Source organism: Streptomyces sp. CA-142005 (genome assembly GCF_050942335.1).
In the GTDB taxonomy this organism is placed as follows: domain Bacteria; phylum Actinomycetota; class Actinomycetes; order Streptomycetales; family Streptomycetaceae; genus Streptomyces.
The window spans coordinates 2,083,092-2,104,580 of the sequence record NZ_CP192078.1 but is presented as its reverse complement, the minus strand read 5'-3'; the positions used below and the strand labels follow the sequence as shown (position 1 = coordinate 2,104,580).

24 protein-coding genes are annotated in these 21,489 nt (G+C 71.3%); 9 read left to right on the top strand and 15 right to left on the bottom strand.

The window, feature by feature from the left end; genetic code table 11:
• Nucleotides 1-343: 343 nt before the first annotated feature.
• From ACQPXS_RS10120 to ACQPXS_RS10110, 3 genes are all read right to left on the bottom strand, one after another.
• A complete protein-coding gene (locus ACQPXS_RS10120) occupies nucleotides 344-1,501 on the bottom strand; it encodes an ROK family transcriptional regulator (protein WP_433448967.1) in 1,158 nt (385 codons plus the stop codon).
• 92 nt (nucleotides 1,502-1,593) lie between these two features.
• Nucleotides 1,594-2,250 carry a response regulator gene (locus ACQPXS_RS10115; RefSeq protein ID WP_433448965.1) on the bottom strand — a complete coding sequence of 219 codons (657 nt, stop codon included), beginning with the start codon at nucleotides 2,248-2,250 and terminating at the stop codon, nucleotides 1,594-1,596.
• A gap of 14 nt (nucleotides 2,251-2,264) precedes the next feature.
• A complete protein-coding gene (locus ACQPXS_RS10110; protein ID WP_433455780.1) occupies nucleotides 2,265-3,419 on the bottom strand; it encodes a sensor histidine kinase in 1,155 nt (384 codons plus the stop codon).
• Nucleotides 3,420-3,536: 117 nt separating this feature from the next.
• Here ACQPXS_RS10110 and ACQPXS_RS10105 point away from each other — a divergent pair, with 117 nt between their 5' ends.
• The 3 genes from ACQPXS_RS10105 to ACQPXS_RS10095 are packed head-to-tail and all read left to right on the top strand — an operon-like array spanning nucleotide 3,537 to nucleotide 5,655.
• Nucleotides 3,537-4,457 (top strand): ATP-binding cassette domain-containing protein, encoded by a 921-nt coding sequence (locus ACQPXS_RS10105; protein WP_433448963.1) that lies wholly within the window; start codon nucleotides 3,537-3,539, stop codon nucleotides 4,455-4,457.
• A gap of 2 nt (nucleotides 4,458-4,459) precedes the next feature.
• A complete protein-coding gene (locus tag ACQPXS_RS10100) occupies nucleotides 4,460-5,170 on the top strand; it encodes an ABC transporter permease (protein ID WP_433448961.1) in 711 nt (236 codons plus the stop codon).
• Between the two features lie 41 nt (nucleotides 5,171-5,211).
• Complete coding sequence (locus ACQPXS_RS10095) at nucleotides 5,212-5,655, top strand: hypothetical protein (protein ID WP_433448959.1); 444 nt, start codon at nucleotides 5,212-5,214, stop codon at nucleotides 5,653-5,655.
• Nucleotides 5,656-5,671: 16 nt separating this feature from the next.
• Here the strand turns inward: ACQPXS_RS10095 and mug are convergent, their stop codons facing one another.
• The gene (gene mug / locus ACQPXS_RS10090; RefSeq protein WP_433448957.1) at nucleotides 5,672-6,103 is read right to left on the bottom strand and encodes a G/U mismatch-specific DNA glycosylase; all 432 of its coding nucleotides are present in this window, start codon (nucleotides 6,101-6,103) and stop codon (nucleotides 5,672-5,674) included.
• Between the two features lie 17 nt (nucleotides 6,104-6,120).
• Here mug and ACQPXS_RS10085 point away from each other — a divergent pair, with 17 nt between their 5' ends.
• Nucleotides 6,121-6,351 carry a LexA family protein gene (locus ACQPXS_RS10085; RefSeq protein WP_433448955.1) on the top strand — a complete coding sequence of 77 codons (231 nt, stop codon included), beginning with the start codon at nucleotides 6,121-6,123 and terminating at the stop codon, nucleotides 6,349-6,351.
• Nucleotides 6,352-6,666: 315 nt separating this feature from the next.
• Here the strand turns inward: ACQPXS_RS10085 and ACQPXS_RS10080 are convergent, their stop codons facing one another.
• Nucleotides 6,667-6,834, bottom strand: coding sequence for a hypothetical protein (locus ACQPXS_RS10080; protein ID WP_433448953.1), 168 nt, complete (start codon nucleotides 6,832-6,834; stop codon nucleotides 6,667-6,669).
• A 485-nt stretch (nucleotides 6,835-7,319) separates the two neighbouring features.
• Between ACQPXS_RS10080 and ACQPXS_RS10075 the strand changes: the two genes are divergently transcribed.
• On the top strand, nucleotides 7,320-7,538 hold the full coding sequence (locus ACQPXS_RS10075) for a hypothetical protein (RefSeq protein ID WP_433448951.1): 219 nt from the start codon (nucleotides 7,320-7,322) through the stop codon (nucleotides 7,536-7,538).
• An 84-nt stretch (nucleotides 7,539-7,622) separates the two neighbouring features.
• A complete protein-coding gene (locus tag ACQPXS_RS10070) occupies nucleotides 7,623-8,603 on the top strand; it encodes an NlpC/P60 family protein (RefSeq protein ID WP_433448949.1) in 981 nt (326 codons plus the stop codon).
• A 79-nt stretch (nucleotides 8,604-8,682) separates the two neighbouring features.
• Here ACQPXS_RS10070 and ACQPXS_RS10065 read toward each other — a convergent pair whose 3' ends face one another.
• Entirely contained in the window at nucleotides 8,683-9,537 is an 855-nt protein-coding gene (locus ACQPXS_RS10065) for a helix-turn-helix domain-containing protein (protein ID WP_433448947.1), read from the bottom strand.
• Nucleotides 9,538-9,550: 13 nt separating this feature from the next.
• A complete protein-coding gene (locus tag ACQPXS_RS10060) occupies nucleotides 9,551-10,300 on the bottom strand; it encodes a DUF6879 family protein (protein WP_433448945.1) in 750 nt (249 codons plus the stop codon).
• A gap of 173 nt (nucleotides 10,301-10,473) precedes the next feature.
• On the opposite strand from ACQPXS_RS10060, the gene ACQPXS_RS10055 reads away from it, so the two are divergent.
• The 3 genes from ACQPXS_RS10055 (at nucleotide 10,474) to ACQPXS_RS10045 (ending at nucleotide 11,915) form a co-directional block, all read left to right on the top strand.
• Nucleotides 10,474-10,677, top strand: coding sequence for a hypothetical protein (locus ACQPXS_RS10055; protein ID WP_433448943.1), 204 nt, complete (start codon nucleotides 10,474-10,476; stop codon nucleotides 10,675-10,677).
• Nucleotides 10,677-10,919: a hypothetical protein gene (locus tag ACQPXS_RS10050; RefSeq protein ID WP_433448941.1), complete on the top strand. Its 243-nt coding sequence runs from the start codon at nucleotides 10,677-10,679 to the stop codon at nucleotides 10,917-10,919. Before ACQPXS_RS10055 ends, ACQPXS_RS10050 begins: the two co-directional genes overlap by 1 nt.
• Before the next feature lie 300 nt (nucleotides 10,920-11,219).
• Nucleotides 11,220-11,915 carry a hypothetical protein gene (locus tag ACQPXS_RS10045; RefSeq protein ID WP_433448939.1) on the top strand — a complete coding sequence of 232 codons (696 nt, stop codon included), beginning with the start codon at nucleotides 11,220-11,222 and terminating at the stop codon, nucleotides 11,913-11,915.
• 243 nt (nucleotides 11,916-12,158) lie between these two features.
• Here ACQPXS_RS10045 and purB read toward each other — a convergent pair whose 3' ends face one another.
• The 8 genes from purB to ACQPXS_RS10005 all read right to left on the bottom strand — a co-directional run bounded on the left by purB (nucleotide 12,159) and on the right by ACQPXS_RS10005 (nucleotide 21,486).
• Nucleotides 12,159-13,604 carry an adenylosuccinate lyase gene (gene purB, locus ACQPXS_RS10040; RefSeq protein WP_433448937.1) on the bottom strand — a complete coding sequence of 482 codons (1,446 nt, stop codon included), beginning with the start codon at nucleotides 13,602-13,604 and terminating at the stop codon, nucleotides 12,159-12,161.
• A 73-nt stretch (nucleotides 13,605-13,677) separates the two neighbouring features.
• Entirely contained in the window at nucleotides 13,678-14,046 is a 369-nt protein-coding gene (locus ACQPXS_RS10035) for a DUF4326 domain-containing protein (protein ID WP_433448935.1), read from the bottom strand.
• Between the two features lie 10 nt (nucleotides 14,047-14,056).
• A complete protein-coding gene (locus tag ACQPXS_RS10030; RefSeq protein WP_351807875.1) occupies nucleotides 14,057-14,845 on the bottom strand; it encodes an SGNH/GDSL hydrolase family protein in 789 nt (262 codons plus the stop codon).
• Between the two features lie 171 nt (nucleotides 14,846-15,016).
• On the bottom strand, nucleotides 15,017-16,030 hold the full coding sequence (locus ACQPXS_RS10025) for a hemolysin family protein (protein ID WP_433448933.1): 1,014 nt from the start codon (nucleotides 16,028-16,030) through the stop codon (nucleotides 15,017-15,019).
• Entirely contained in the window at nucleotides 16,027-17,370 is a 1,344-nt protein-coding gene (locus tag ACQPXS_RS10020; RefSeq protein ID WP_356305573.1) for a hemolysin family protein, read from the bottom strand. Before ACQPXS_RS10020 ends, ACQPXS_RS10025 begins: the two co-directional genes overlap by 4 nt.
• Nucleotides 17,371-17,522: 152 nt before the next feature.
• A complete protein-coding gene (locus tag ACQPXS_RS10015; RefSeq protein ID WP_433448931.1) occupies nucleotides 17,523-17,948 on the bottom strand; it encodes a GNAT family N-acetyltransferase in 426 nt (141 codons plus the stop codon).
• 45 nt (nucleotides 17,949-17,993) lie between these two features.
• The gene (locus ACQPXS_RS10010; RefSeq protein ID WP_433448929.1) at nucleotides 17,994-18,869 is read right to left on the bottom strand and encodes an LLM class F420-dependent oxidoreductase; all 876 of its coding nucleotides are present in this window, start codon (nucleotides 18,867-18,869) and stop codon (nucleotides 17,994-17,996) included.
• Between the two features lie 46 nt (nucleotides 18,870-18,915).
• On the bottom strand, nucleotides 18,916-21,486 hold the full coding sequence (locus tag ACQPXS_RS10005) for an ABC transporter permease (RefSeq protein WP_433448927.1): 2,571 nt from the start codon (nucleotides 21,484-21,486) through the stop codon (nucleotides 18,916-18,918).
• Nucleotides 21,487-21,489 lie beyond the last annotated feature (3 nt).

Here is a 21,489-nt window from a genome sequence, read left to right as displayed (position 1 = left end):
CCGGGGCGAACCGCATGAGGGGCGCGGGTATCTGCGCGGCCGGCCAGGGGCGGTGCCGCAGGGGCGAGACGACCGCTTCCGGTACCACGTGGGCAGCTTCCCGTGTCTCCGGTGGCCCCACGACGCGGGCCGGGGCGAACCGCATGAGGGGCGCGGGTATCGGCGCGGCCGGCCATGGGCGCTGCCGCAGGTGCGAGACGACCGCTTCTGGTACCACGTGGGCAGCTTCCCGTGTCTCCGGTGGCCCCGCGACGCCGGCCGGGGCGAACCGCATGAGGGGCGCGGGGAACTGCGCGGCCGGCCACGGCGGTGCCGCAGGGGCAAGGCGACCGGCGCCCGCCGCTCAGCGTCGCCCCGTCGCCGACCCGTCCACCGTGAACAACTGCTCCTCGACGTGGTCCAGAGCCAAGCGCAGCGCCCCCGTGGCCACCGCCGCCTCGCCCAGCAGAGACAGCGTCACCTCGGGCGGACGCAGGCAGTAGCGGGCCAGTTCGCGCCGCAGCGGTTCCAGGACGCCGTCCAGGCCCGCAGCCCACCCGCCGATCACCACCAGTTCGGGATCCAGCGCCAGCACCAGCGCGGCCACGTCGTGCACCAGCCGCTGGATGAACCGCTCCACGGCCGCCATCGCCCGCTGGTCGCCCTCCCGGGCCAGCGCGAACACCTCCGCGACCGCCTGCTCGTCCAGCGGATGCAGCGGCTGGTCGGTGGTGGACAGCAGAGTCTCCGGAGTGGCCTCCCGGCCCAGCAGATGCAGCGCGCCGATCTCCCCGGCCGCCCCGCCGTAGCCGCGGTGCAGCCGCCCGCCGATCAGCGAACCCGCACCCGGGCTCAGCCCGGCCAGCACGAACACCAGGTCGTCCGACTCGGTGGCCGCGCCCTTCCAGTGCTCGGCGACGGCCGCCGCGTTGGCGTCGTTCTCCACCAGCACCGGGCACTTGAAGGAGCGGCTGAGCCGCTCACCCAGGTTCAGGCCGGTCCACTGCGGCAGAGCCGTGCTCAGCCGTACCGTGCCGTCGGCCTCCACGATCCCCGGCGTGCCCACACCCACGGCCCGCAGCGAGCCGCGCGCGACCCCGGCCCGGCGCAGCAGTTCGGCGACCGCGCCGCGCAGCCGCTCCAGCCGCTCGTCCGCCGGCGCCGTCTCGTCGACCTCCTTGGCCTGCGCGCCCAGCACCCGCCCGTCCAGGTCGGACAGCAGCGCGGCGACCCGGTGCGGGCCGATCTCCAGGCCCAGCAGATGCCCCGCCTCGGCCCGGAACCGGAACCGGCGCGCGGGCCGCCCCTGACGGCGCGCGGTGCCCTCGTCGGCCGCGGTCTCCACGACGAGCCCGCCCTCGATGAGCCCTTCGACCACACCCTCGACGGTCGGCCGGGACAGTCCGGTGACCCGGGTGATCTCGGTGAGCGTCGCGCAGTCCGTGGCACGCAGCGCGTGCAGCACCACCGCGGAATTGATCCTTCGCAGCAGCGAGGGATCGCCGCCGGTCAGCTGCCCCACCGTCCGTCCTTCCAGCTCGCGGGCGTGTTGGGCGGATCGTACTCGGCCTGGCGCGCCCCGGCGAGTGCCGGCTTCACCACGGCCGGCCCGGTTCACTCCGGCTCGACGAACCCCGACTCGTACGCCGCGATCACCGCCTGGGTGCGGTCGCGCGCGCCGAGCTTGGCCAGCACGGCGCTCACGTGCGACTTGACCGTCTCCGTGCCCACGACCAGCCGAGCCGCGATCTCCGCGTTCGACAGCCCGCGCGCCATGAGCCGCAGCACCTCCGCCTCCCGCTCCGTCAGTCTGGCCCGCTCCAGTGCCGCACGCGCCGGCCGGTCGCCGTCCCCGTACCGGGCGGCGAGGCGTCGCACGGAAGCCGGGAACAGCAGCGACTCGCCCTCCGCGACCAGCCGGACCGCGTGCACGATCTCGGCCGGCCGGGCCCGCTTCAACAGGAAGCCGTCGGCGCCCGCGCGCAGCGCCTCGTACACGTACTCGTCGTCCTCGAAGGTCGTCACCACGAGGATCTTCGGCGGCTCGGCCACCGAGCGCAGCACCACGCGCGTGGCCTCGATGCCGTCCAGCAACGGCATGCGGACGTCCATGGCGACGACGTCCGGCCGCAGTTGCCGCACCAGCGGGACGACCGCGGCCCCGTCGGCGGCCTCACCCACCACCTCGATGTCCGGCTGCGCCTCCAGCACCGCCCGCAGACCCGCGCGGACCAGGGGTTCGTCGTCGACGAGGAGTACGGTGACCGGCATCCGGCCAGACTAGATCAACTCATCGGCAGCTCCGCGCGCACCTGCCAGTCGCCCTCGTCCGGACCGGTTCGGGCACTGCCCCCGAGCAGTGCGGCGCGCTCCCGTATGCCTCGCAGGCCGCTGCCCCGGCCCGCGCCCGGTATCGGCCCGGGGAGCGGATTGCGGACCTCCAGGGCGAGCACATTGCCGGTGACCACGACCCGGACCCGCACCGGCACGGCTCCGGCGTGCCGCAGCACATTGGTCAGCGCCTCCTGCAGGATCCGGTAGCCCTCGCGGGACACCGGCCCGGGCACGTCCGCGACCGGGCCCGTCACCTCGGCGTCGACCTTCGCGCCGGAGGCCCGCGCCGACTCCAGGAGCCGGCCGGCGTCGGCCAGGGTGGGCCGGGCGCTCACCGGACGACCGGCCTCCCGCAGCACGCCCAGCACCCGCTCCAGGTCCTCCAGGGCCGCCCGGCCGGTCTCCTCGATGGCATTCAGGGCGCGGTCGCTGAACTCCGGGTCGCCTGCCGCCCGGGCCGCGCCGGCCTGCACCACGGCCACCGTCAGCGCGTGCCCGATCGAGTCGTGCAACTCCCGCGCGATACGGGTGCGTTCCAGCAGCTGCTCGGTGCGCTCCTCCAGGGCGGCCAGCCGCTCGGCGGCCGACGGGCCGAGCAGCCGGCGCGCGCAGACCGTGACCAGCTCGCCCAGCCCGACGACCGCTCCGTACAGGGCGAGCAGCGGGAGCGGCGTCAGCAGGGCCCACCCGCGGTGCGGCGGCAACCGGTCCAGCAGCGGTATCCCGGCAGGCGCCCGCCCCCAGGCGCAGCGGGCCAGTTCGAAGGCGGTGCCGAGCAGCCACACCGTGGCGAACACGGCCGCCGCGCCGAGGGCCATCCGCAGCTGAAGCCACAGCACCGTGCGCCATCGGTCCCGCCAAGTCGCCGACGGGGACTCGGAGATGCCCGGCTCCGCCTCACCGGGCGTGAGCAGCAGCCGCGCCTGCACGCCCTCGCCCCGGCGCACCGCGGGCACCAGACCGAGCGGGACGAGCACCAGCGCGGGCACCCACGGAGTCGACATGTCGATGAAGAGCCAGACGCTGACCACCAGCATCGGCACCCACAGATGCAACAGGCGTGTGTACGTCGTCCCGCGCGACAGCGGGCGCAGGAAGCGGAGCATCCGGGCCATGGCGCCATCGTCGCAGGCGGCACCGACAACGGACCTCCCCCGCGCGGGGGAGCGGCTCTCCACCGGCGGGGGAGGACCCGGGCTCCCGCCGTAGCCAGGCTGGTGGCCATGACCAGCATCGACGTACGCGACCTCGGCAAGGAGTACGGCGGACGGCGGGCCGTGGACCAGCTCACCTTCAGCGTGCGCCCCGGCCGCGTCACCGGCTTCCTCGGCCCCAACGGCGCCGGCAAGTCCACCACCATGCGCCTCGTCCTCGGCCTCGACCGGCCCACCTCCGGCACGGCCACCATCGGCGGCCAGGCCTATGCGGAGCTGCGTGAACCTCTGCGCCAGGTCGGCGCGTTGCTCGACGCCCGGGCCGCGCACGGCTCCCGCACCGCCCGCGACCATCTGCGCGCCCTCGCCGCGAGCAACCGCATCCCGGACCGCCGGGTCGACGCCGTCCTGGAGGAGACCGGGCTCGCCCGGGTGGCCCGGCGCCGGGTACGGACGTACTCCCTCGGCATGCGGCAGCGTCTCGGCATCGCCGCCGCCCTCCTCGGGGACCCCGAGGTGATCCTGCTCGACGAACCCGCCAACGGACTCGACCCGGAAGGGATCGTGTGGATCCGCACGCTGCTGCGCCGGCTCGCCGAGGAGGGCCGTACGGTCCTGGTCTCCAGCCATCTGATGGGCGAGACCGCCGCCTTCGCCGACCACCTCGTGATCCTGGGCCGGGGGCGCCTGCTGGCCGACACCCCGGTCCGGGAGTTCATCCACGCGCGCGTACGGCCGCACGTCAGGATCCGCACCACCGAGCCCGCGGCGCTGGACGACCTGCTCGCCCGCCACGGCCTCGACGCCGCACCGGCTGCGGACGGGGCCCGCACCGTGCGGCACGCGCGCGTGGACGACATCGGCCGGCTCATGGCCGAGGCCGGCGTCCCCGTCCTGGAACTCGCCGCGCACGAAGCCACCCTGGAGGAGGCCTACCTCGATCTGACCGCGGCCGAGGCCGAGTTCACCGCACTGTCCCAGGAGGCCTGACCATGCCGTTCGCACCCGTTCTTCGCGCCGAGTGGATCAAGATCCGTACGCTGCGCTCACTCGTCGGCGGTCTGGCCGCGATCCTCCTCACCACCACCGCGTTCTCGGCGCTCGCGGCCGCGGACGCCGACCGCTCGGACCCGCTCTACTCGGTGTTCTTCGGCGTGAGCCTCGGCCAGATCGCCGCGATCGCCTTCGGTACGACGGCCGTCTCCGCCGAGTTCCGGGGCGGCGCGCTGCGGCTGACGCTGTCGGCCGTGCCCAACCGACGGCACTGGTTCGCCGCCAAGGCCACCGCGATCGCCCTGCCCGTGCTGGCCGTCGGCCTCCTCACCGGGCTGGTCACCCTGCTCGTCGGCAAGTCGCTCCTCGGCACCTCCGGCCCGGCCTGGAGCGAAGGCCTGCGCGGCGCCGTCGGCTGCGCACTGCACCTGACGCTGATGGCGCTGTTCGCCGCCGGACTCGCCGCTGTACTGCGCAGCGGTGTGGCGACCCTGTCCGTGCTGATCCCGTTCCTGCTGATCGTCTCCTTCGTCATCGGCGACCTGTCCGCAGGCGTCGCCGACTTCCTGCCCGACCGGGCCGGCCAAGTCGCCCTGCACAGCGCCTGGGACGGCCCGCTCGGCCCGTGGAGCGGACTCGCGGTGACCGCGCTGTGGTCGGCGGCCGCCCTGGTCGCGGGCGCGTGGAACCTCGACCGCCGGGACGCCTGACAGACCGCCAATTGTCAGTGGCGCCCGCTTTACTGGATCACATGGACATCGCGACCCACCTCGCTGTGATCGACCGGCTGTGCGCCCAGGAGTTCCCGGCGGAGCCCTGCCGGTCCGAGTCGGGCACGGCAGGACCCGGTTACGCCACCGTGCCGTTAGAGACGAGCCACGGCATGCGAGTGGGCCACGCCTGGGTGCGGGAGCGGACCGTCACGGATTTCCAGGCGTACCGGGAGGCCATAGCGGAGCGGCTGCACGACCGCTGGGGCCGTCAGCCGCCGTGTGGCCAGCTCACGGTGCGCCTGCGCCTGAGCCGGGGAGAGCAGATACCGGAACCCTGGGCCACCCTCAGCCTGCTCACCGACGAGCTGGATGTGTGGCAGGTGGCGGGGGCGGGCCGCTGGGTCGCCCTCGGCGTCGCCGACCGGGACCGCGCGGACGAGATACGGCTCCTGGCGGTGGTCACGGAGATACCTCCGCCGTGACCACCGTCCGTGGCCGCTAGGCCTGCGCGGCGACCCGGAGCCGGGCGAACTCCTCCGCCATGCTCGCCGCCGTCCAGTGCGCGTTCAGCCCGCTGGGATTGGGCAGCACCCACACCCGGCTGTCCCCGATCGTCCGCTCCTGTGGTCCGACCTGCGCGGTGCGTTCGCCGAACGCGGCCCGGTACGCGGTCACCCCGACCACGGCCAGCCACCTCGGCGCGAGCGCCGTCACCTTCTCGGTCAGCAGCCGCCCGCCCTCGACGTACTCCTCGGCGGTCAGTTCGTCGGCCCGCGCGGTCGCCCGCGCCACGACGTTCGTGATGCCCAGTCCGTACGACAGCAGATCCCGCTGCTCGGCCGGCTTCAGCAGCCTCGGGGTGAAGCCCGACAGGTGCAGCACCGGCCAGAAGCGGTTGCCGGGGCGGGCGAAGTGGTGACCGGTCCACACGTGCCTGAATCCGAAGCATGTCCCGTCGCAAGAACGACCACCTCACCGACCGCCACGAGAAGATCATCAGGTTCATCCGCGCCTACGTCGCGGACGAGGGGGAGTACCCGACCATGGCGCGGATCGGCGAGGCCGTCGGGCCCAGGAGCAGGAGCAGCGTGCACTACACGCTCCAGGACATGGAGCGGCTCGGGGCCGTCGTCCGGGGCCGCGAGGGCCGGCGCGCCGTGTACCGGCTGACGTACTAGGGCGTCGCCGTCCAGGCTGTTAGGGTCCGCCGACGAGTTTTCCTCAGACGTATCGGCGAACTCCATCGGCGTTGCCATCAGCGTCTATTGGGTCTGTGTGTCAGCAGTCTTCGTTGCAGCGGTTCTATCCACGTGGATTCACGACTCGAGATTTCCTGTACTACAGTGCCTCTGCGCCGTGGTTTAACTAAACCGTGCGTCAAAGACCAGGGGCCCCGCCCTCCCGTCGGTCACCACCCGACGGACTGCGAGGACGAGGCCCATGGCATCCGGGATCGTAGGCCCTGGCTGATTGCTCAGCTGGGGCCTACGTCGTCAGAACCACGGGTTGTTCTTCCAGAGCCACACGGCCACGCGGATGATCCAGTAGGCCGTGCGAACGTGCTCCGGAGTCACACGCACGCGCTTCCGACGAGACCGGACCTTGTCGGGCTCGACCTCTTCGGTCGAGTCGACCTCCTCGTTGCTGTCGGTCTCCTTCAAGGTCCGCACTCCTTTCCGGCCGAAGCCGCAGAAGCGGGCGATGCCCGCACCGGCGAGGACGCGAATCCGCGCCCCCGAAACGAAGGTGCGGCTCGGTTCCCCGAAAGGAGTAAGAGGGACCATACAGCGCAACATGGGGATTGGCTGAATCGCCTCACGAGGCGTTGATTCCGGATGCTGGCCCCTCGCCGATTCACGCAGTTCAGGGCCGGTGTGAGGGGCTGTCAAGCGGTAGACAGCAGGTGGATAGGTTGAACCGTCAACCGCCGCACGGCGGTTATGACTCGTGGACCTTTTCGCAGACTCAGGAGGGTTACGGCTTCCCGCTGCCGAAGCAGCTGTCAGGGCTCTGGAAGCACGAGGCGAACGCAGAACTCGCCGCCGCGCTGATCTCAGGCCCGGACGGGACGGGCTCGGTGACGTGGGTGGGCAGCGGGCTCTGGCACCACTGCGACGTGGGATGAGAGGCGCACCAGGTTCCGGCCTTGAAGCTGGGGCTGGGTGACTTCGGCGCGCTCGCCGAGGGGGAGGCGGCCGGCGTCTTCCACAGAGGCGTGCTCGGCCGCGAAGTACTCGTGCCGCCGCCCGCCTTCGTCACCACCACCGCGACGATCGCCGCCGCGGCGTTGACCGCTGCCGCGGTCAGTCCCCAGGTACATTTCGCTCGCGCAGCCATGCGGTGCCACCTCCGGCGCCGAGGTTAGCGCGCCATCGGGGGAGGCGGCCCCTGTCTTGCAGCATGCCGCCGGGCGCCAAGTGGCGCCGCTGCCCGAGCGTTTGGAACGCTCATGATCGCTAGTGATAGCGCCGTCCATTACACCGTCCGGCAGGGCGACTGGCTCTCCAAGATCGCGCCGCGGTTCGGGGAGAGCTGGCAACAGCTGTACGCCGACAACCGCCAGGTCGTCGGTTCGAACCCCGATCTCATCTGCCCCGGCATGGTGCTGAGGGTCGGTCACCGCACGGCCGTCGTGCGCGGTCGGTCTGGCTCCGCCTCCGCCGTCTCTCACACGGCGGAGGCGAAGTCGTCGACCTCGCAGACGACGCGCGGGGCCGTCGCGGTTGCGTATGCCCGCTCGAAGATCGGTTCTCACTACCGCTGGGGCGCGACCGGCCCGAACGTGTTCGACTGCTCGGGGCTCGTGTACGCCGCCTGGCGGCACGCGGGTGTGACGCTGCCGCGCACCACCGATGAGATGTGGCACCACCTGCCGCGGGTGTCGATGAGCCACCTGAGGGTCGGCGACATCATCGCCTTCGGCTACCACTCGTCCTACGCCGACCACGTGGGCATCTACGCCGGGAACGGCTGGGTCATCGACACCTCCTCCCACCGCCCCCACGGCGCGGTGGGCATCCAGTCCCTGAAGTCACGCACAGGAGGCGGAGCATGGCATGTGCTCGGTGCCGTGAGGCCGGCCGCTGCGTCGTCGATGACTGCGCGGAGTGCGGCCACTTCGACCCGCGCTGCGTCCCGCAGGACCCCGATGGCCGCTGCTGCGTCTGCCGCTAGGGGAGCCTTGCCCGTCGACCCGATTTGGTTCGGTACGTTGTACCAGGACCGCTTCGGAATCTTCTGTCAGCGGCTCATGGACGAACGGCTCTACGACGCCGTCTGCTACGTCACTTCCTCGGCCGATGAGCCGTACCCGTTTGAACCGGTCGAAGGCCTCGACTGGCGCCACTTTGCCGCAGCCATAAACGCCCGCCTCAGCTTCCTGAGGGACCTCGGGATCCCAGGTGCTACGTCAGCGAGCAGCCTGTTCTGACAGCTCACCTCGTGGGCTCTGATGGACGGCGAGACTGCCGCGGTGGCGTGCTAGCTCATTCAGGAGTAGAGCTAGCCACTCAGCGTGAATTGAGCGCTCGTAGCGCCACGTTGATGGTGTTCTGAGCGTCAACTCCGTACACCGCTGACTGCTGCAAGGTCTTCCATGCCCTGAGGTAGGTCGCCACGGTGGCCTCGTCATCCATCCACAGCTCAGCGTGCCAAGTCTCGGTTACCACCTGGCGGTCGTCGTAGACCCAGAAGCCTGCGCCGGGCGGCAGCTTCATCGAGGCGCTGAACGGTACGATGCCCAGTTCGACGGTCTTCAGACCGATGACGCCGGACAGGTAAGAGAGCTGGGCGGCCAGGTCGGCCGGCGGGCATACCAGGTGCCGCAGCACCGACTCCGACAGGATGATGTGGTACTTGCGCCCCGGCTCGTACAGCAGCCGCTGACGCTCCATACGGGCGGCGACGGCGTCCTCAAGGTCGTCGAGCCGCGAACCGTGCAGCTGCGCGAAGTGGCGCAGGATGGCGCGGGCATAGCCGGGAGTCTGGAGGATGCCCACGACCCAGGATGATTCCCATGCGCGCAGCACCTTGGCTTTGGCCTGCGCGTGGTTATGGGCCGCCTGCACGGGGCGGTGGCCTGCGGCCAGCTGACGCCGCCAGGAACGTATCTGGGACTCAAACCCGCGCAATCTTGAGAGGAGTTCCTCGTACGCCCCGGGCTGGCCGACCGCGTCAGCGAACTGGCGCAGATCCTCAGGGGTGGCCGTCTGCTTCCCCAGCTCTAGCTTGGAGACCTTCGAGGCGGGCCAGCCCAGGCGTTCGGCGAGCTGTGCTCCGGTGAGCCGACCGTCAGGCGCGGTGAGCCGCAGCTCTCGCAGTCGCAGTCCCAGGCCCTCGCGCGCCTGCTGGTAGTCGGTGCTCAACGGTTGTGCCTGCCTAATCCTCCGCCGCCACCAGGGCCGCGAACTGCTCGTACGGGATCGCATAGTGCCATGCCGCGTCCCAGACCTGGAGGTAGCGGTTGACGGCCGCGGGCTCGGTGATCAGCTCAGCACCGATCAGGTTGTCTTCCTCGTCAAAGACGAGCCGGGCCACCAGACGCGAGTCGAAGACCCAGAAGTCCTCTTCCGGCAGGTGCAGGCGTTCCGCGTCCTCGCGCCACAGGTTATGGATCTTCTCGCCGAGCGCGGTGTTCTTTTCTGCATGCGCCAGCAGGTAGCGCTGCCCGTCGGTTGCCGGGCGGTCGACGATACGAACGCGCTCGACGCGTGCGCCCTGGGCCACCTTGCGGCGGATCGTGTGGCACCAGGGAGTGTCCATGTCCCACGTGGGAGTCTCGCCGCGGGTGAACTGGCCGTACGTCTCGGTGCTCTCGTCCGAGGCGTAACGGCGCCGGGTCTCGATCCGACGCGCGGTGTGCTTGAAGTTCTCGAACAGCTTGCCGAAGGCGGTGAGGTCGATGGACCTCGGCGTCTCGTCGCGAGGACCGAAGTCGACGAGCGTGTTGCGCGGCACGACGACGGCCACCTCCCGCTCGGAGTCAAAGTACTGAAGCTGGCTCAGGTCGGCAGGATCGGTAAGGGGGCGCCCCTGCACGATGACCTCGCCGGTGTCGAGATCCTCGTGGATCGCCGGACAGCCTCCCTCGCCGCTGCCCGTGCCGTTGAAGCGCAGCCGTCGGGCCATGGTGGTTCCCTTCGTTGGGGGATTGATCCACTAAGCATCGCCAGGCGCAGCCGCCCGGGACTACACCGCACTGCCAGCTTCGCGAGAAATTTCTAGACAGACAAGGGAAGTTGGGAGAAAGAATGAGAAATCTCTCTCGCGACAGGCAACGCCCCCTTCCTACCGTCCCGTTCATGGCCACGAAGAAGAAGTTGGACGTCGACCCGTACACGGCGGTAGAGACGCTCCGGACAGCCCTGACCGAAGTCGGGATCGTCCTCCCCTCCCTCGGCGTCGAACTCGCGTCACCAGACCTGAAGCTCGTCGAGCTGGGCCGGGTCCGCGCCGATGTGGCCGTGCAGCTGGCGGAGGCACTTCGGCGAGGGGGCTGCGAGTGATGGCAGAACGACAAGAGGAGCACCCGGACGGCACCCTGGTCGTCGACACCCAGAGCAACAAGCTCGGGTACGTCATGGGCCACGTGGGCCCGGCCGTTCAGCTGCGGCCAGTGGCCGGCGGGCGCGAGTGGGACGCCGACCCTGCTCGCGTCCGCCTCGCCACGGATGAGGAGCGGCTGGAGGCGATGCGCGAGCGAACCCGCGTGATGAACTCGGTGAGCAGCGGGTGGATCTTCCCGTGAGCGAGACCGCCATCGACACCTCGGGCATGTCTGCCGAGTGCGCGCTGGCTCAGCGGCCGGGCTATAAGGGTCTGCACAGCGACTGCCGTCAGACCCAGGACATCCCTCTTCCACATGGCGGTGGCATCTTGCTCGTCCACCGCTGCACCTGCCCGCATCATCCCTGGAACTCCAGGCCCAAGAACGCCCGCTCCGGTCAGCAGCCCCGAGCCGTCTGACCGAGCGGGTCCACTCGGCCCCGCTCGTCCGCCTCCCCCACCGGCGGACGAGCGGTGCTTTCTTCGTCGTACTGTGGCGCCTGTGACTGATGCCCAAGTAGCACTTACCGCGGCCCTAGGCGCCTCGTTCCTTACCGCTATGGGGTCGTGGGGTGTTGTGTGGTTTCAGGAGCGGCTGCGTGGCAAGGCGAGCGACCGAGACGCACTGCATGCAGCGGTCCTGGAGCTACTGACGAGGTCCCTAGCCGTGGCGACGCGGGCGCAGGCAATGGGTGAAACGATGAGACTGCGGTCGGGGCTCTCGGAGGGGCTAGATGTCGCCGTGCGCCTTCGGAAGCCCGTAGATCCTCTAGAACTGCATGACTGGGTAGCACAGGATCTTCAGCCGTTGCACGCGGCCCTGTCGCAACTGTGGACCCGGTGCGATCAGGAGGGTGTGCGGCTTGCCAATGATGTCGTCGGCAAGTGCATGGACCTCGTCGGTACCAGCACTGCCTCGCGGCCGGCGAGGAATGGCTGGCAGCGCGTCGTCGCGTGGGCCGTCGGCGAACGCTGGACTTCGGAGATGCGCGAGGAGCATCAACGGGCTATGGAGGCTCTTGCTCTTGCTCGCAAGAGGTTTACCGATTACGCGCGCGAGGCCCTTGGACAGGCCGTAGTGGACGTCTTCGCACAGGTTGAGCGACCCGACGGCGACGGGAGGCGCGCCCTGTCCAGTCAGAACAGCCAGGGCGGGCGCACGGGGAGCCGCCGGGATACGGCCCCACCGACCACGTAAGCGATGTCCCAGGGGCAAACGCGCTGCAGGACTCCGCCCGTCCGCCAACCCTCCACCGGCGGATAGGGCGGGGTCTTTCACGTGCCTGGATCACGGAGCGGAGTGTTGGTATTTCTCAGGGATTCAGCCCGCAGAAGAGCACCCGGAGGCCGTCCGCGACGACGTCCGGTACGAGACGGTCGCGGGCGGCCTCCAGTTCCGCCTGGGTGAAGCGGGGCGAACGGGGAGAGGGGGCAGAGGTGGTCAGAGGATCGCTCCGGGGGTGTACCCAGCGGCCTCCGGGTGCTGCTTGACGATCTCCTCGATCCGGCCGACGACCACGCCGACCTGATCGGCCGCGGCGCCCGTGAAGGACAGCTTGTCGGCCATCAGCGCGGCCAGCTGGTCGCGGTCGAGGGGCAGGCGGTCGTCGGCGGTGAGCTTGTCGAGCAGGTCGTTGCGCTCGGCGCCCTGCTCGCGCATCGCGAGCGCGGTGGCGACGGCGTTCTCCTTGATCGCCTCGTGCGCGACCTCACGGCCCACGCCGGCGCGGACGGCGCCCATGAGCACCTTGGTGGTGGCCAGGAACGGCAGGTAGCGGTCCAGCTCGCGGGCGACGACCGCCGGGAAGGCGCCGAACTCGTCCAGCACGGTCAGGAAGGTCTCCAGCAGGCCGTCGAGGGCGAAGAAGGCGTCCGGCAGGGCCACCCGGCGCACCACCGAGCAGGACACGTCGCCCTCGTTCCACTGGTCGCCGGCCAGCTCGCCGGTCATCGAGGCGTAGCCGCGCAGGATGACCATGAGGCCGTTGACGCGCTCGCAGGAGCGGGTGTTCATCTTGTGCGGCATGGCGGAGGAACCGACCTGGCCCGGCTTGAAGCCCTCGGTGACCAGCTCGTGCCCGGCCATCAGCCGGATCGTCTTGGCCAGCGAGGACGGCGCCGCCGCCAGCTGCACCAGGGCGGTGACGACCTCGTAGTCCAGCGAGCGCGGGTAGACCTGGCCGACCGAGGTGAACGCCTGCGAGAAGCCGAGGTGCCGTGCGATCCGGTTCTCCAGCTCGGCCAGCTTCGCCGCGTCACCGCCGAGCAGGTCCAGCATGTCCTGCGCGGTGCCGACCGGGCCCTTGATGCCGCGCAGCGGGTAGCGGCCGAGGAGCTCCTCGACCCTGCCGTACGCCACGAGCAGCTCGTCGGCCGCCGTGGCGAAACGCTTGCCCAGCGTCGTGGCCTGCGCGGCCACGTTGTGCGAGCGGCCGGCCATGACCAGCTCGGCGTACTCGCCGGCCAGCTTGCCGAGGCGCGCCAGCACGGCCACGGTGCGGTCGCGCATCAGCTCCAGCGAGAGCCGGATCTGCAGCTGCTCGACGTTCTCGGTGAGGTCGCGGGAGGTCATGCCCTTGTGCACGTGCTCGTGCCCGGCGAGGTCGTTGAACTCCTCGATCCGCGCCTTCACATCGTGGCGGGTGACCTTCTCGCGCTCGGCGATCGAGGCCAGGTCGACGGTGCCGAGGACACGCTCGTAGTCGGCGATCGCCTCGTCCGGCACCTCGATGCCCAGGTCCTTCTGGGCGCGGAGCACGGCGAGCCAGAGCTGCCGCTCCAGCTTCACCTTCTGCTCGGGGGACCAGAGCGTGGCGAGCTCGGCGGAGGCGTAGCGTCCGGCGAGGACGTTCGGGATGCGGGGCTTGGCGGGCGCGGCAGAAGTCACGTGACCAGATTCTACTGGCGATTCGTGCAGGCCAGCGCCACGCCCCTGTTCGGCGGAAGCTACGAGAGCCGCGTCACCTGTCGCTGCCGGCCGACTCCGCGGGGTCCTCGGCGTCGGCCAGCTCCGCCAGCACGTCCGCGTGGCAGAGCTCCGGCGCGCACCAGCACGCCAGCGTCTTTCCCCGCAGCTCTTCGACCGACTCCAGCAGCTCCGGGCGCTCCAGCAGATAGGCCCGGTACATGGCCATGACCTCGGCCCGGGTGCCGTCCCGCTTCTTCTTCGGGGTGTCGTACGCGAAGGGGTTGTACAGCCGGTGCCGGGGCAGATCCCAGCCGCCCATGGTCCAGCGGCGGCCGACGTACACGACATCCGCGGGTGCGTGTTCCAGCCGGGGACCGAACTCGTGGATCCGGCCCCGGACGTTGATCACACGGGTGGTCATGAGCGTGAGGCTACGCCTGGGCCTCGTACGGCAGCAGCTCCGGACGCTTCGGCGGGCGGCCGTCCCCGGAGGAGCGGCCGGTCAGGCGCCGGCCTATCCAGGGGAGCAGGTGCTCACGGGCGAACCGCGCGTCCGCCACCCGGCGCGTCACCCAGTTCGGCGGCATCGTGGCAGGCATCGGCACATGCCAGTCGGTGTCCTCCGGGTCGTACCCGAGCGTCTGCCACACGGCCTCGGCGACCCTGCGGTGCCCCTCCGCCGTCAGATGCAGCCGGTCCACGTCCCACAGCCGGGGGTCGCCGAGGGCGGGCGCCCCGTACAGGTCGACGACGACCGCGCCGTGCCGGCCGGCCAGCTCCTCGACGCAGGCGAACAGCTCCTCCATGCGCGGCCGGAACCGCTCCAGCACCGGGCCCTGGCGGCCGGGGCTGCGCATCAGCACCAGCTGCTTGCAGGCGGGGGCCAGCCGCTCCACGGCCTCGGTCAGCAGGCCCTTCACCCGACCCATGTCGCACTTGGGCCGCAGGGTGTCGTTGAGCCCGCCGACCAGCGTGATGACATCGGCGTTCATGGCCGCCGCCACGTCGACCTGCTCGTCGACGATCTGTCCGATCAGCTTCCCGCGCACGGCCAGGTTGGCGTACCGGAAGCCCGGCGTACGGGCGGCCATCCGCGCGGCGAGCAGGTCGGCCCAGCCCCGGTAGGAGCCGTCGGGCAGCAGGTCCGACATGCCTTCGGTGAAGGAGTCACCGACCGCGACCAGGCTGCTGTAAGGGGGAGGTGTGGGATTCGTCTGCATGGCGTGAGCGATGGTATCCCGCCTCCATACCCGCCGGTCGGTCACCCCGGAAACCCCTGGAACCGGCTCGCGGCCGTTCCCCGGGAGCGCCCGGCCTCACCACAGGACCGGGCCCGACCGGGCCGCCCGACCGGACCCCGGCCGGGCGGCCCGGTCGGAGCCGCCGGAGGCTCACGCGGGCTGGCCGAACAGCTCCCGCAGTACGTCCTCCATGGTCACCAGGCCGGCCAGCCGGCCGTCGTCGCCGAGGACCGCGGCGAGATGCGTACGGCTGCCGCGCATCGCGGTGAGCACGTCGTCCAGCGGGGTCCGCTCCCGTACGCGCGCGATGGGCCGCATGTCCCGCAGCCGGAACGGCACGTCCCGCGGTGAGGCGTCCAGCGCGTCCTTGACGTGCAGATAGCCCACGATCCGGCGGCCCACGTCGACCACCGGGAACCGCGAGAAGCCCGAGTCGGCCGACAGCCGCTCCAGCTGCTCCGGGGTGACGCCCATGTGCGCGTACACCACCCGCTTCAGCGGCACCACGACATCCCGCACCGGCCGGCTGCCCAGCTCCAGGGCGTCGTGCAGCCGTTCCTGCGCCCGGTCGTCGATCAGACCCGCCTGGCTGGCGTCCTTGACGATCTCGGCGAGTTCGGCGTCCGTGAAGGTGGCCGCGACCTCGTCCTTCGCCTCGACCCTGAGCAGCTTCAGCAGGCCGTTCGCGAAGGCGTTGATCGTGAAGATCACCGGGCGCAGGGTCCGGGACAGTGCGACCAGGGGCGGTCCGAGCAGCAGCACGCTGCGCACCGGCTCCGCCAGCGCGATGTTCTTCGGGACCATCTCGCCCAGCAGCATGTGCAGATAGGTCGCCAGGGTCAGCGCGATCACGAAGGACACGGCGTGACCCGCGCTCAGGGGCACACCGAGGGCGTGGAACACCGGCTCCAGCAGATGCGCGATCGCCGGCTCGGCCACGACACCCAGGACCAGCGTGCACAGCGTGATGCCGAGCTGGGCGGCGGCCAGCAGCGCGGAGACGTGCTGCAGGCCCCACAGCACGCTCCTCGCGCGCCGGTCGCCCTCCTGGGCCAGCGGCTCGACCTGCGAGCGGCGTACGGAGATCAGCGCGAACTCGGCGCCGACGAAGAAGGCGTTGACGACGAGGGTCGCCAGACCGATCAGCAGCTGTACGGCGGTCATCGCGCCCCCTCCGCGGTCTCGTCGGCCCGCTCGTCGTCCAGAGGCGCGTGCAGCAGCACCCGTGACGCCCGGCGGCCCGTGGCGTCCACCACGTCCAGCCGCCAGCCCGCGACCTCGACCGTGTCCCCGGTCACCGGTATCCGGCCCAGCAGGGTCGCGACCAGGCCCGCCAGGGTCTCGTACGGCCCCTCGGGCATCCGCAGTCCCACACGCGCGAGCTGGTCGGTGCGGGCGTAGCCGTCGGCCGAGTACAGGGCCCGGCCCTGCTCGTCCGCTCCGGCGGGGGCGAGGTCGGGCGTCTCGTGCGGGTCGTGCTCGTCCCGCACCTCGCCGACGACCTCCTCGACGATGTCCTCCAGGGTCGCCACCCCGGCCGTACCGCCGTACTCGTCGATGACGACGGCCATGGTGCGCTTGCCGCCGAGCCGGTCCAGCAGCCGGTCGACGGTCAGGGACTCGGGGACCAGCAGCGGCTCGCGCATCACCTGGGAGACGCGGCGGTGGCGGCGCTGCTCGGCCGGCACGGCCAGGACGTCCTTGATGTGGGCGACGCCGACGACCGAGTCCAGGCTGCCCTGGTAGACCGGGAACCGGGACAGACCGGTGGCCCGGGTCGCGTTCGCCACGTCCGCGCAGGTCGCCTGGGCTTCGAGGGCGATGACCTGCACGCGCGGGGTCATCACGTTCTCCGCCGTCAGGTCGGCCAGGTTCAGCGTCCGCACGAACAGTTCGGCGGTGTCCGGCTCCAGGGCGCCCTCCTTGGCGGAGTGCCGGGCGAGCGCCGCCAGCTCCTGCGGACCGCGTGCCGAGGCCAGCTCCTCGGCGGGCTCGATGCCGAACCGGCGCACGACACGGTTGGCCATGTTGTTCAGGTGCGTGATGAAGGGCCGGAAGACCGCGCTGAACCACCGCTGCGGATTACCGACCCGCTTGGCCATCGCCAGCGGCGCGGAGATCGCCCAGTTCTTCGGCACCAGCTCGCCGACGACCATCAGGAACACCGTCGACAGGGCCGTACCGAGCACCAGGGCGGCCGAGCTCGCGGTCGGTCCGGACAGTCCCATCGCCCGGAACGGGCCGGCGAGCAGCTTGGCGATCGACGGTTCGGCGAGCATACCGACGACCAGGTTGGTCACGGTGATGCCGAGCTGGGCGCCGGAGAGCTGGAAGGTCAGGTTCCGCACGGCCTTCAGGGCACCCGCGGCGCCGCGCTCGCCGCGTTCGGCGGCCCGCTCCAGCTCGCCGCGCTCCACCGTGGTCAGCGAGAACTCCGCCGCCACGAAGGCGCCGCAGGCCAGGGACAGCAGGATGGCCACCAGAAGAAGCAGCACTTCGGTCATCGGGTCACCCCCGTCCCATGATCGGACAGGGCGCGACGGGACGCGCGGTGGCGCGGACTGGGAGGCTCGCCCATCGGCGGACGCTCACAACCTTTCATAGAGGGCCGAGTGCTCCCTCTATGGTAAAGGATCGGCAAAGATGGGTGGGTTTCTCAGTCGGTGAGCGGCTTCACCCAGCGCCGCCAGTGCTCCTGCGGGCCGTAACCGGCGGCGCCCCAGGCGTGGTGCGCGGTCTCGTTGCGGACCAGCACCATCGCGTCCACGCGCCGCCCGCCGAGCCGTACGAACCGCTCCTCGGCGGCGGCCAGCAGCGCCGAGGCGATGCCCTGCCGGCGCCGCCCCGGATGCACCGCGAGCCGGTACAGATGGCAGCGCCAGCCGTCGAAGCCGGCGATCACCGTGCCCACCAGTTCGCCGTCTCGCTCGGCAAGAATCAGCGCTTCGGGGTCGCGGGCCACCAGCCGCTCCACCCCGTCCCGGTCGTCGCTGATGCTGGTGCCCTCGGCGGCCGTCTTCCAGAAGGCGAGCACGGCATCGAGGTCGTCATGAAGAGCGGGGCGTATCCGCAGGTCGGTCATGTGAGGATCGCATCACGGGAGCCGGGTCCGGGGCAGGGATTTCCATCATGCGGACTCCTCGCGCAACCGCTCCATCACCGGCGCGAAGGCCTCCATGTACGGCTCCAGCACGGTCAGATAGGAGAAACCGAACCGCTCGCGCTGCGCCCGCACCCGCGCCACGAGCTCCTCCAGCGGACCGGCCAGCACGATGGGCAGGGCCAGCGCGGTGTCCAGGGTCAGCTGGGCCTGCCGTTCCAGCAGCGGCTTGAGCACGGGCTCCGGATCGTCGGTGACCGCCACGAGCTGGACGAGCAGGTTCAGCTCCGTCGGCTGCGCCCGGTCCGCCGCCAGTCCCCGGTAGCGCGCCACCCGCTCGTCCAGCTCCTCGGCGGTGAGCGGCTCCAGCGATCCCGGGGCGGAGCCCGGCCGGGCTCCGGTGAAGGCCGCGATGTCCGCGTGCTCGGCGGTCAGCCGCAGCATCCGGTCGCCGTTGGCGCCGATCAGCAGCGGCACCCGAGAGCGGGGGAGTTCGCCGGAGCCGAGCAGCCGGCCGAGTTCCGCCACCGTGTGCCGCAGGTGGTCCACGCGCTCACCCGGCGAGCCGTACGGCAGGCCCGCGCTCTCGTGCTCGGCCGGCACGTACCCGGTGCCCAGTCCGAGTTCGAGGCGCCCGCCGGTGAGCGCGTCCGTGGTCGCCACCTCACGGGCCAGCAGGGCCGGGTTGTAGAACCCCGCGTTGAGCACGAACGTGCCGAGCCGGGGCCTGCGGGTCGCCTCGGCCGCCGCGACCAGTGCCGGGAACGGAGCGGGCATCCCGAGGTGATCGGGGACGAGGATGACGTCGTAGCCCAGTTCCTCGGCGCGCCGGCACTTCGCGCGCCATTCCTCCGCGGGCGCGGGCGTGAGCAGGTTGACCCCGAAGCGGAACGGACGTGACATCAACTCTCCCCGTGGACAAGCGGCTTGGCCTACCGCTGCGATTCCATCACTCGTGCGCGATCGCCGCCAGCACGTTCAGCCGCGACGCCCGCAGCGCGGGCAGCAGGGCCGCCACCACGCCCACCACCGCCGCGCCGATCACCACGGCGACGATCGTGCTCCAGGGGAACGCCAGCGCCGTCAGCCCGCGCAGGGCCAGCACCTGCTGCATGCACACGCCCCACACCAGCCCCAGCGCCAGCCCGAGGACCGCGCCGAACACAGCGATCACCACCGACTCCAGCCGGATCATCCGGCGCAACTGGCGGCGCCCCAGCCCGATCGCGCGCAGCAGCCCGATCTCCCGGGTGCGCTCCACCACCGACAGGGCGAGGGTGTTGACCACCCCGAGCACGGCGATGACGATCGCCAGTCCGAGCAGCGCGTACACCAGGTAGAGCAGGACGGCGATCTGGTCGTGGACGAGCTGCTTGTAGTCGGTCTGGTTGCGCACCTGGACCTGCGGGAACGGCCTGAGCGACCGCTCCAGGCGGGGCCGCAGGTCCTGCGGTTTCGTGCCGCCGGCCGCGTTGACGTAGAGCGCGGAGTCCTGGGCGGCCGGCGCGTACTTCTCGAGCGTGCCGAGGCCGAGGAAGAGGCCGCCCTGCGCGCCGAAGCCCTCGGCCGCCTCCTGCTTGGTGAGCGCGGCGACGGTCAGCTCGGTGTGCCCTCCGCCGGGGAAGTCGACCGGGAGGACGCTGCCGACACGCACGCCGTGGTCCCTGGCGTAGTCGGCGTCCATGGCGAGGTGCCCGTCCGCCAGAGCGGCCCGTGAACCGCCCTGCGCGTAGGTGATGTGCGCGACGTCGTCGAGCCGGGGGCCGTACGCGGCGGCTGCCGTCGTGACCCGGCCGCCGTTCGGCAGCCGTACGGCGACCTGGGTGAGCCGCTGCTGCACGACGAGCCCGACGCCGCGGGTGCGGGCCACGGTGTCCCGCACTTCCCTGGTGAACGGCGTGAAGTTGGTGTTCTGGACGATGAAGTCGGCGCCGAGCGTCTTGTCGATCTGCCGGTCGAACGACGCGGACATCGAGGCGCTCGCCACCGACATCCCGCCGACCAGGGCCAGACCCACCATGAGCGCGGCCGCGGTGGCGCCCGTACGGCGCGGGTTGCGCAGGGCGTTGCGCTGGCTCATCAGGCCGACCGGGCCGAACAGCGCGGGGAAGGCCGCGCCCAGCACCCGGATCACCGGCCGCACCAGCAGCGGACCGGCGACGACGGTCGCGATCAGGGTCAGGGCCACGCCGAGACCGAGCAGCGAGGCCGCCTGGGCGGTCTTCGTGGCCGCCGCGCACCCGGCCAGCGCCGCCGCGCCGACCGCCCCGATGACCGCACCGACGATCGCCCGTGTCCGCAACGGCTTGCCCACACCGGCGACTTCGGCGTCCACCAGCGCCGCCATCGGCGAGACGGCCGCCGCGCGCCGTGCGGGCAGATAGGCGGCCACGAACGTGACGCCGAGACCGACGACGTACGCCGCGACGGGCGTGCCCCAGCCGATGACCATCTCCGTGGCCTTCAGGTTCATCCCGAACGCGCTCATCAGCCGGATCAGCCCCAGCGCCAGCCCGATCCCGGCCGCGAGGCCGAGCGTGGAACCGACCAGCCCGAGCAGCAGCGCCTCCGCGAGAACCGAGCGCCGCACCTGCCGCCGGTCCGCGCCGAGGGCCCGCAGCAGACCCAGCTCGCGGGTGCGCTGGGCGATCAGCATGGAGAAGGTGTTGACGATGAGGAACACGCCGACGAGGAGGGCGACACCGGCGAAGCCCAGCATCACGTACTTGATCACGTCCAGGAACGTGCCGAGGCTGGCGGCCGCCGACTTGGCCTGCTCGTTCGCGGTCTTCAGGTCGTAGGTGCCGGTGCCGATCGCCCGGCCTACGCGCAGTTTGAGCTCCGCGTCGGACACTCCCTCGGCCGCGTCCACCGCGATGCTGGTCGCTCGGGCGGCGGACCCGAGCAGTTCACGGCCCGCCACCGCCGGGTCCAGGAAGACCAGGGCCGCGCCGGGGTTGGTGGTGGTGAAGGTGGCGATGCCGACGACCCGCACCCGGAACGTGCCCGGCTGCGCCTGCACGGTCAGCGTGTCACCGATCCGTACGTGCTTCTTGCCGGCCGTGTCGGCGTCCAGCAGCGCCTCCCCGGCGCCGTGCGGGGCGTGGCCGGAGGTGAGCTTCACCGGGCTGCGGTGGGTGACGTACCAGGCCATCGCGATGGTCGGGGCGCCGGTGGTCGGGCCGACGGACCTGTTGTGGCCGTCGACCACGACGGCGTTCTGCACCGACACCTCGGCGCGGGCCGCCGCGACGCCGTCGACCCTCGCCACGCGGTCCCGCAGCGCGGCCGGCACCGTCTGCACCGAACCGCTCACCCGGGCCGACCTCAGGTCCAGCTGTTTCGGCTGGACCGTCACATCGGCGGCGGTGGAGGCGAACAGCCGGTCGAAGGTACGCGTGACGGTGTCGGAGAAGATCAGACTGCCCGCGACGAACGCCACGGACAGGATCACGGCCAGCGCGGACAGCGCGAGCCGCCCCTTGTGCGCGAGGAAACTCCTCAGGGTCGCCTTGAGCACCCG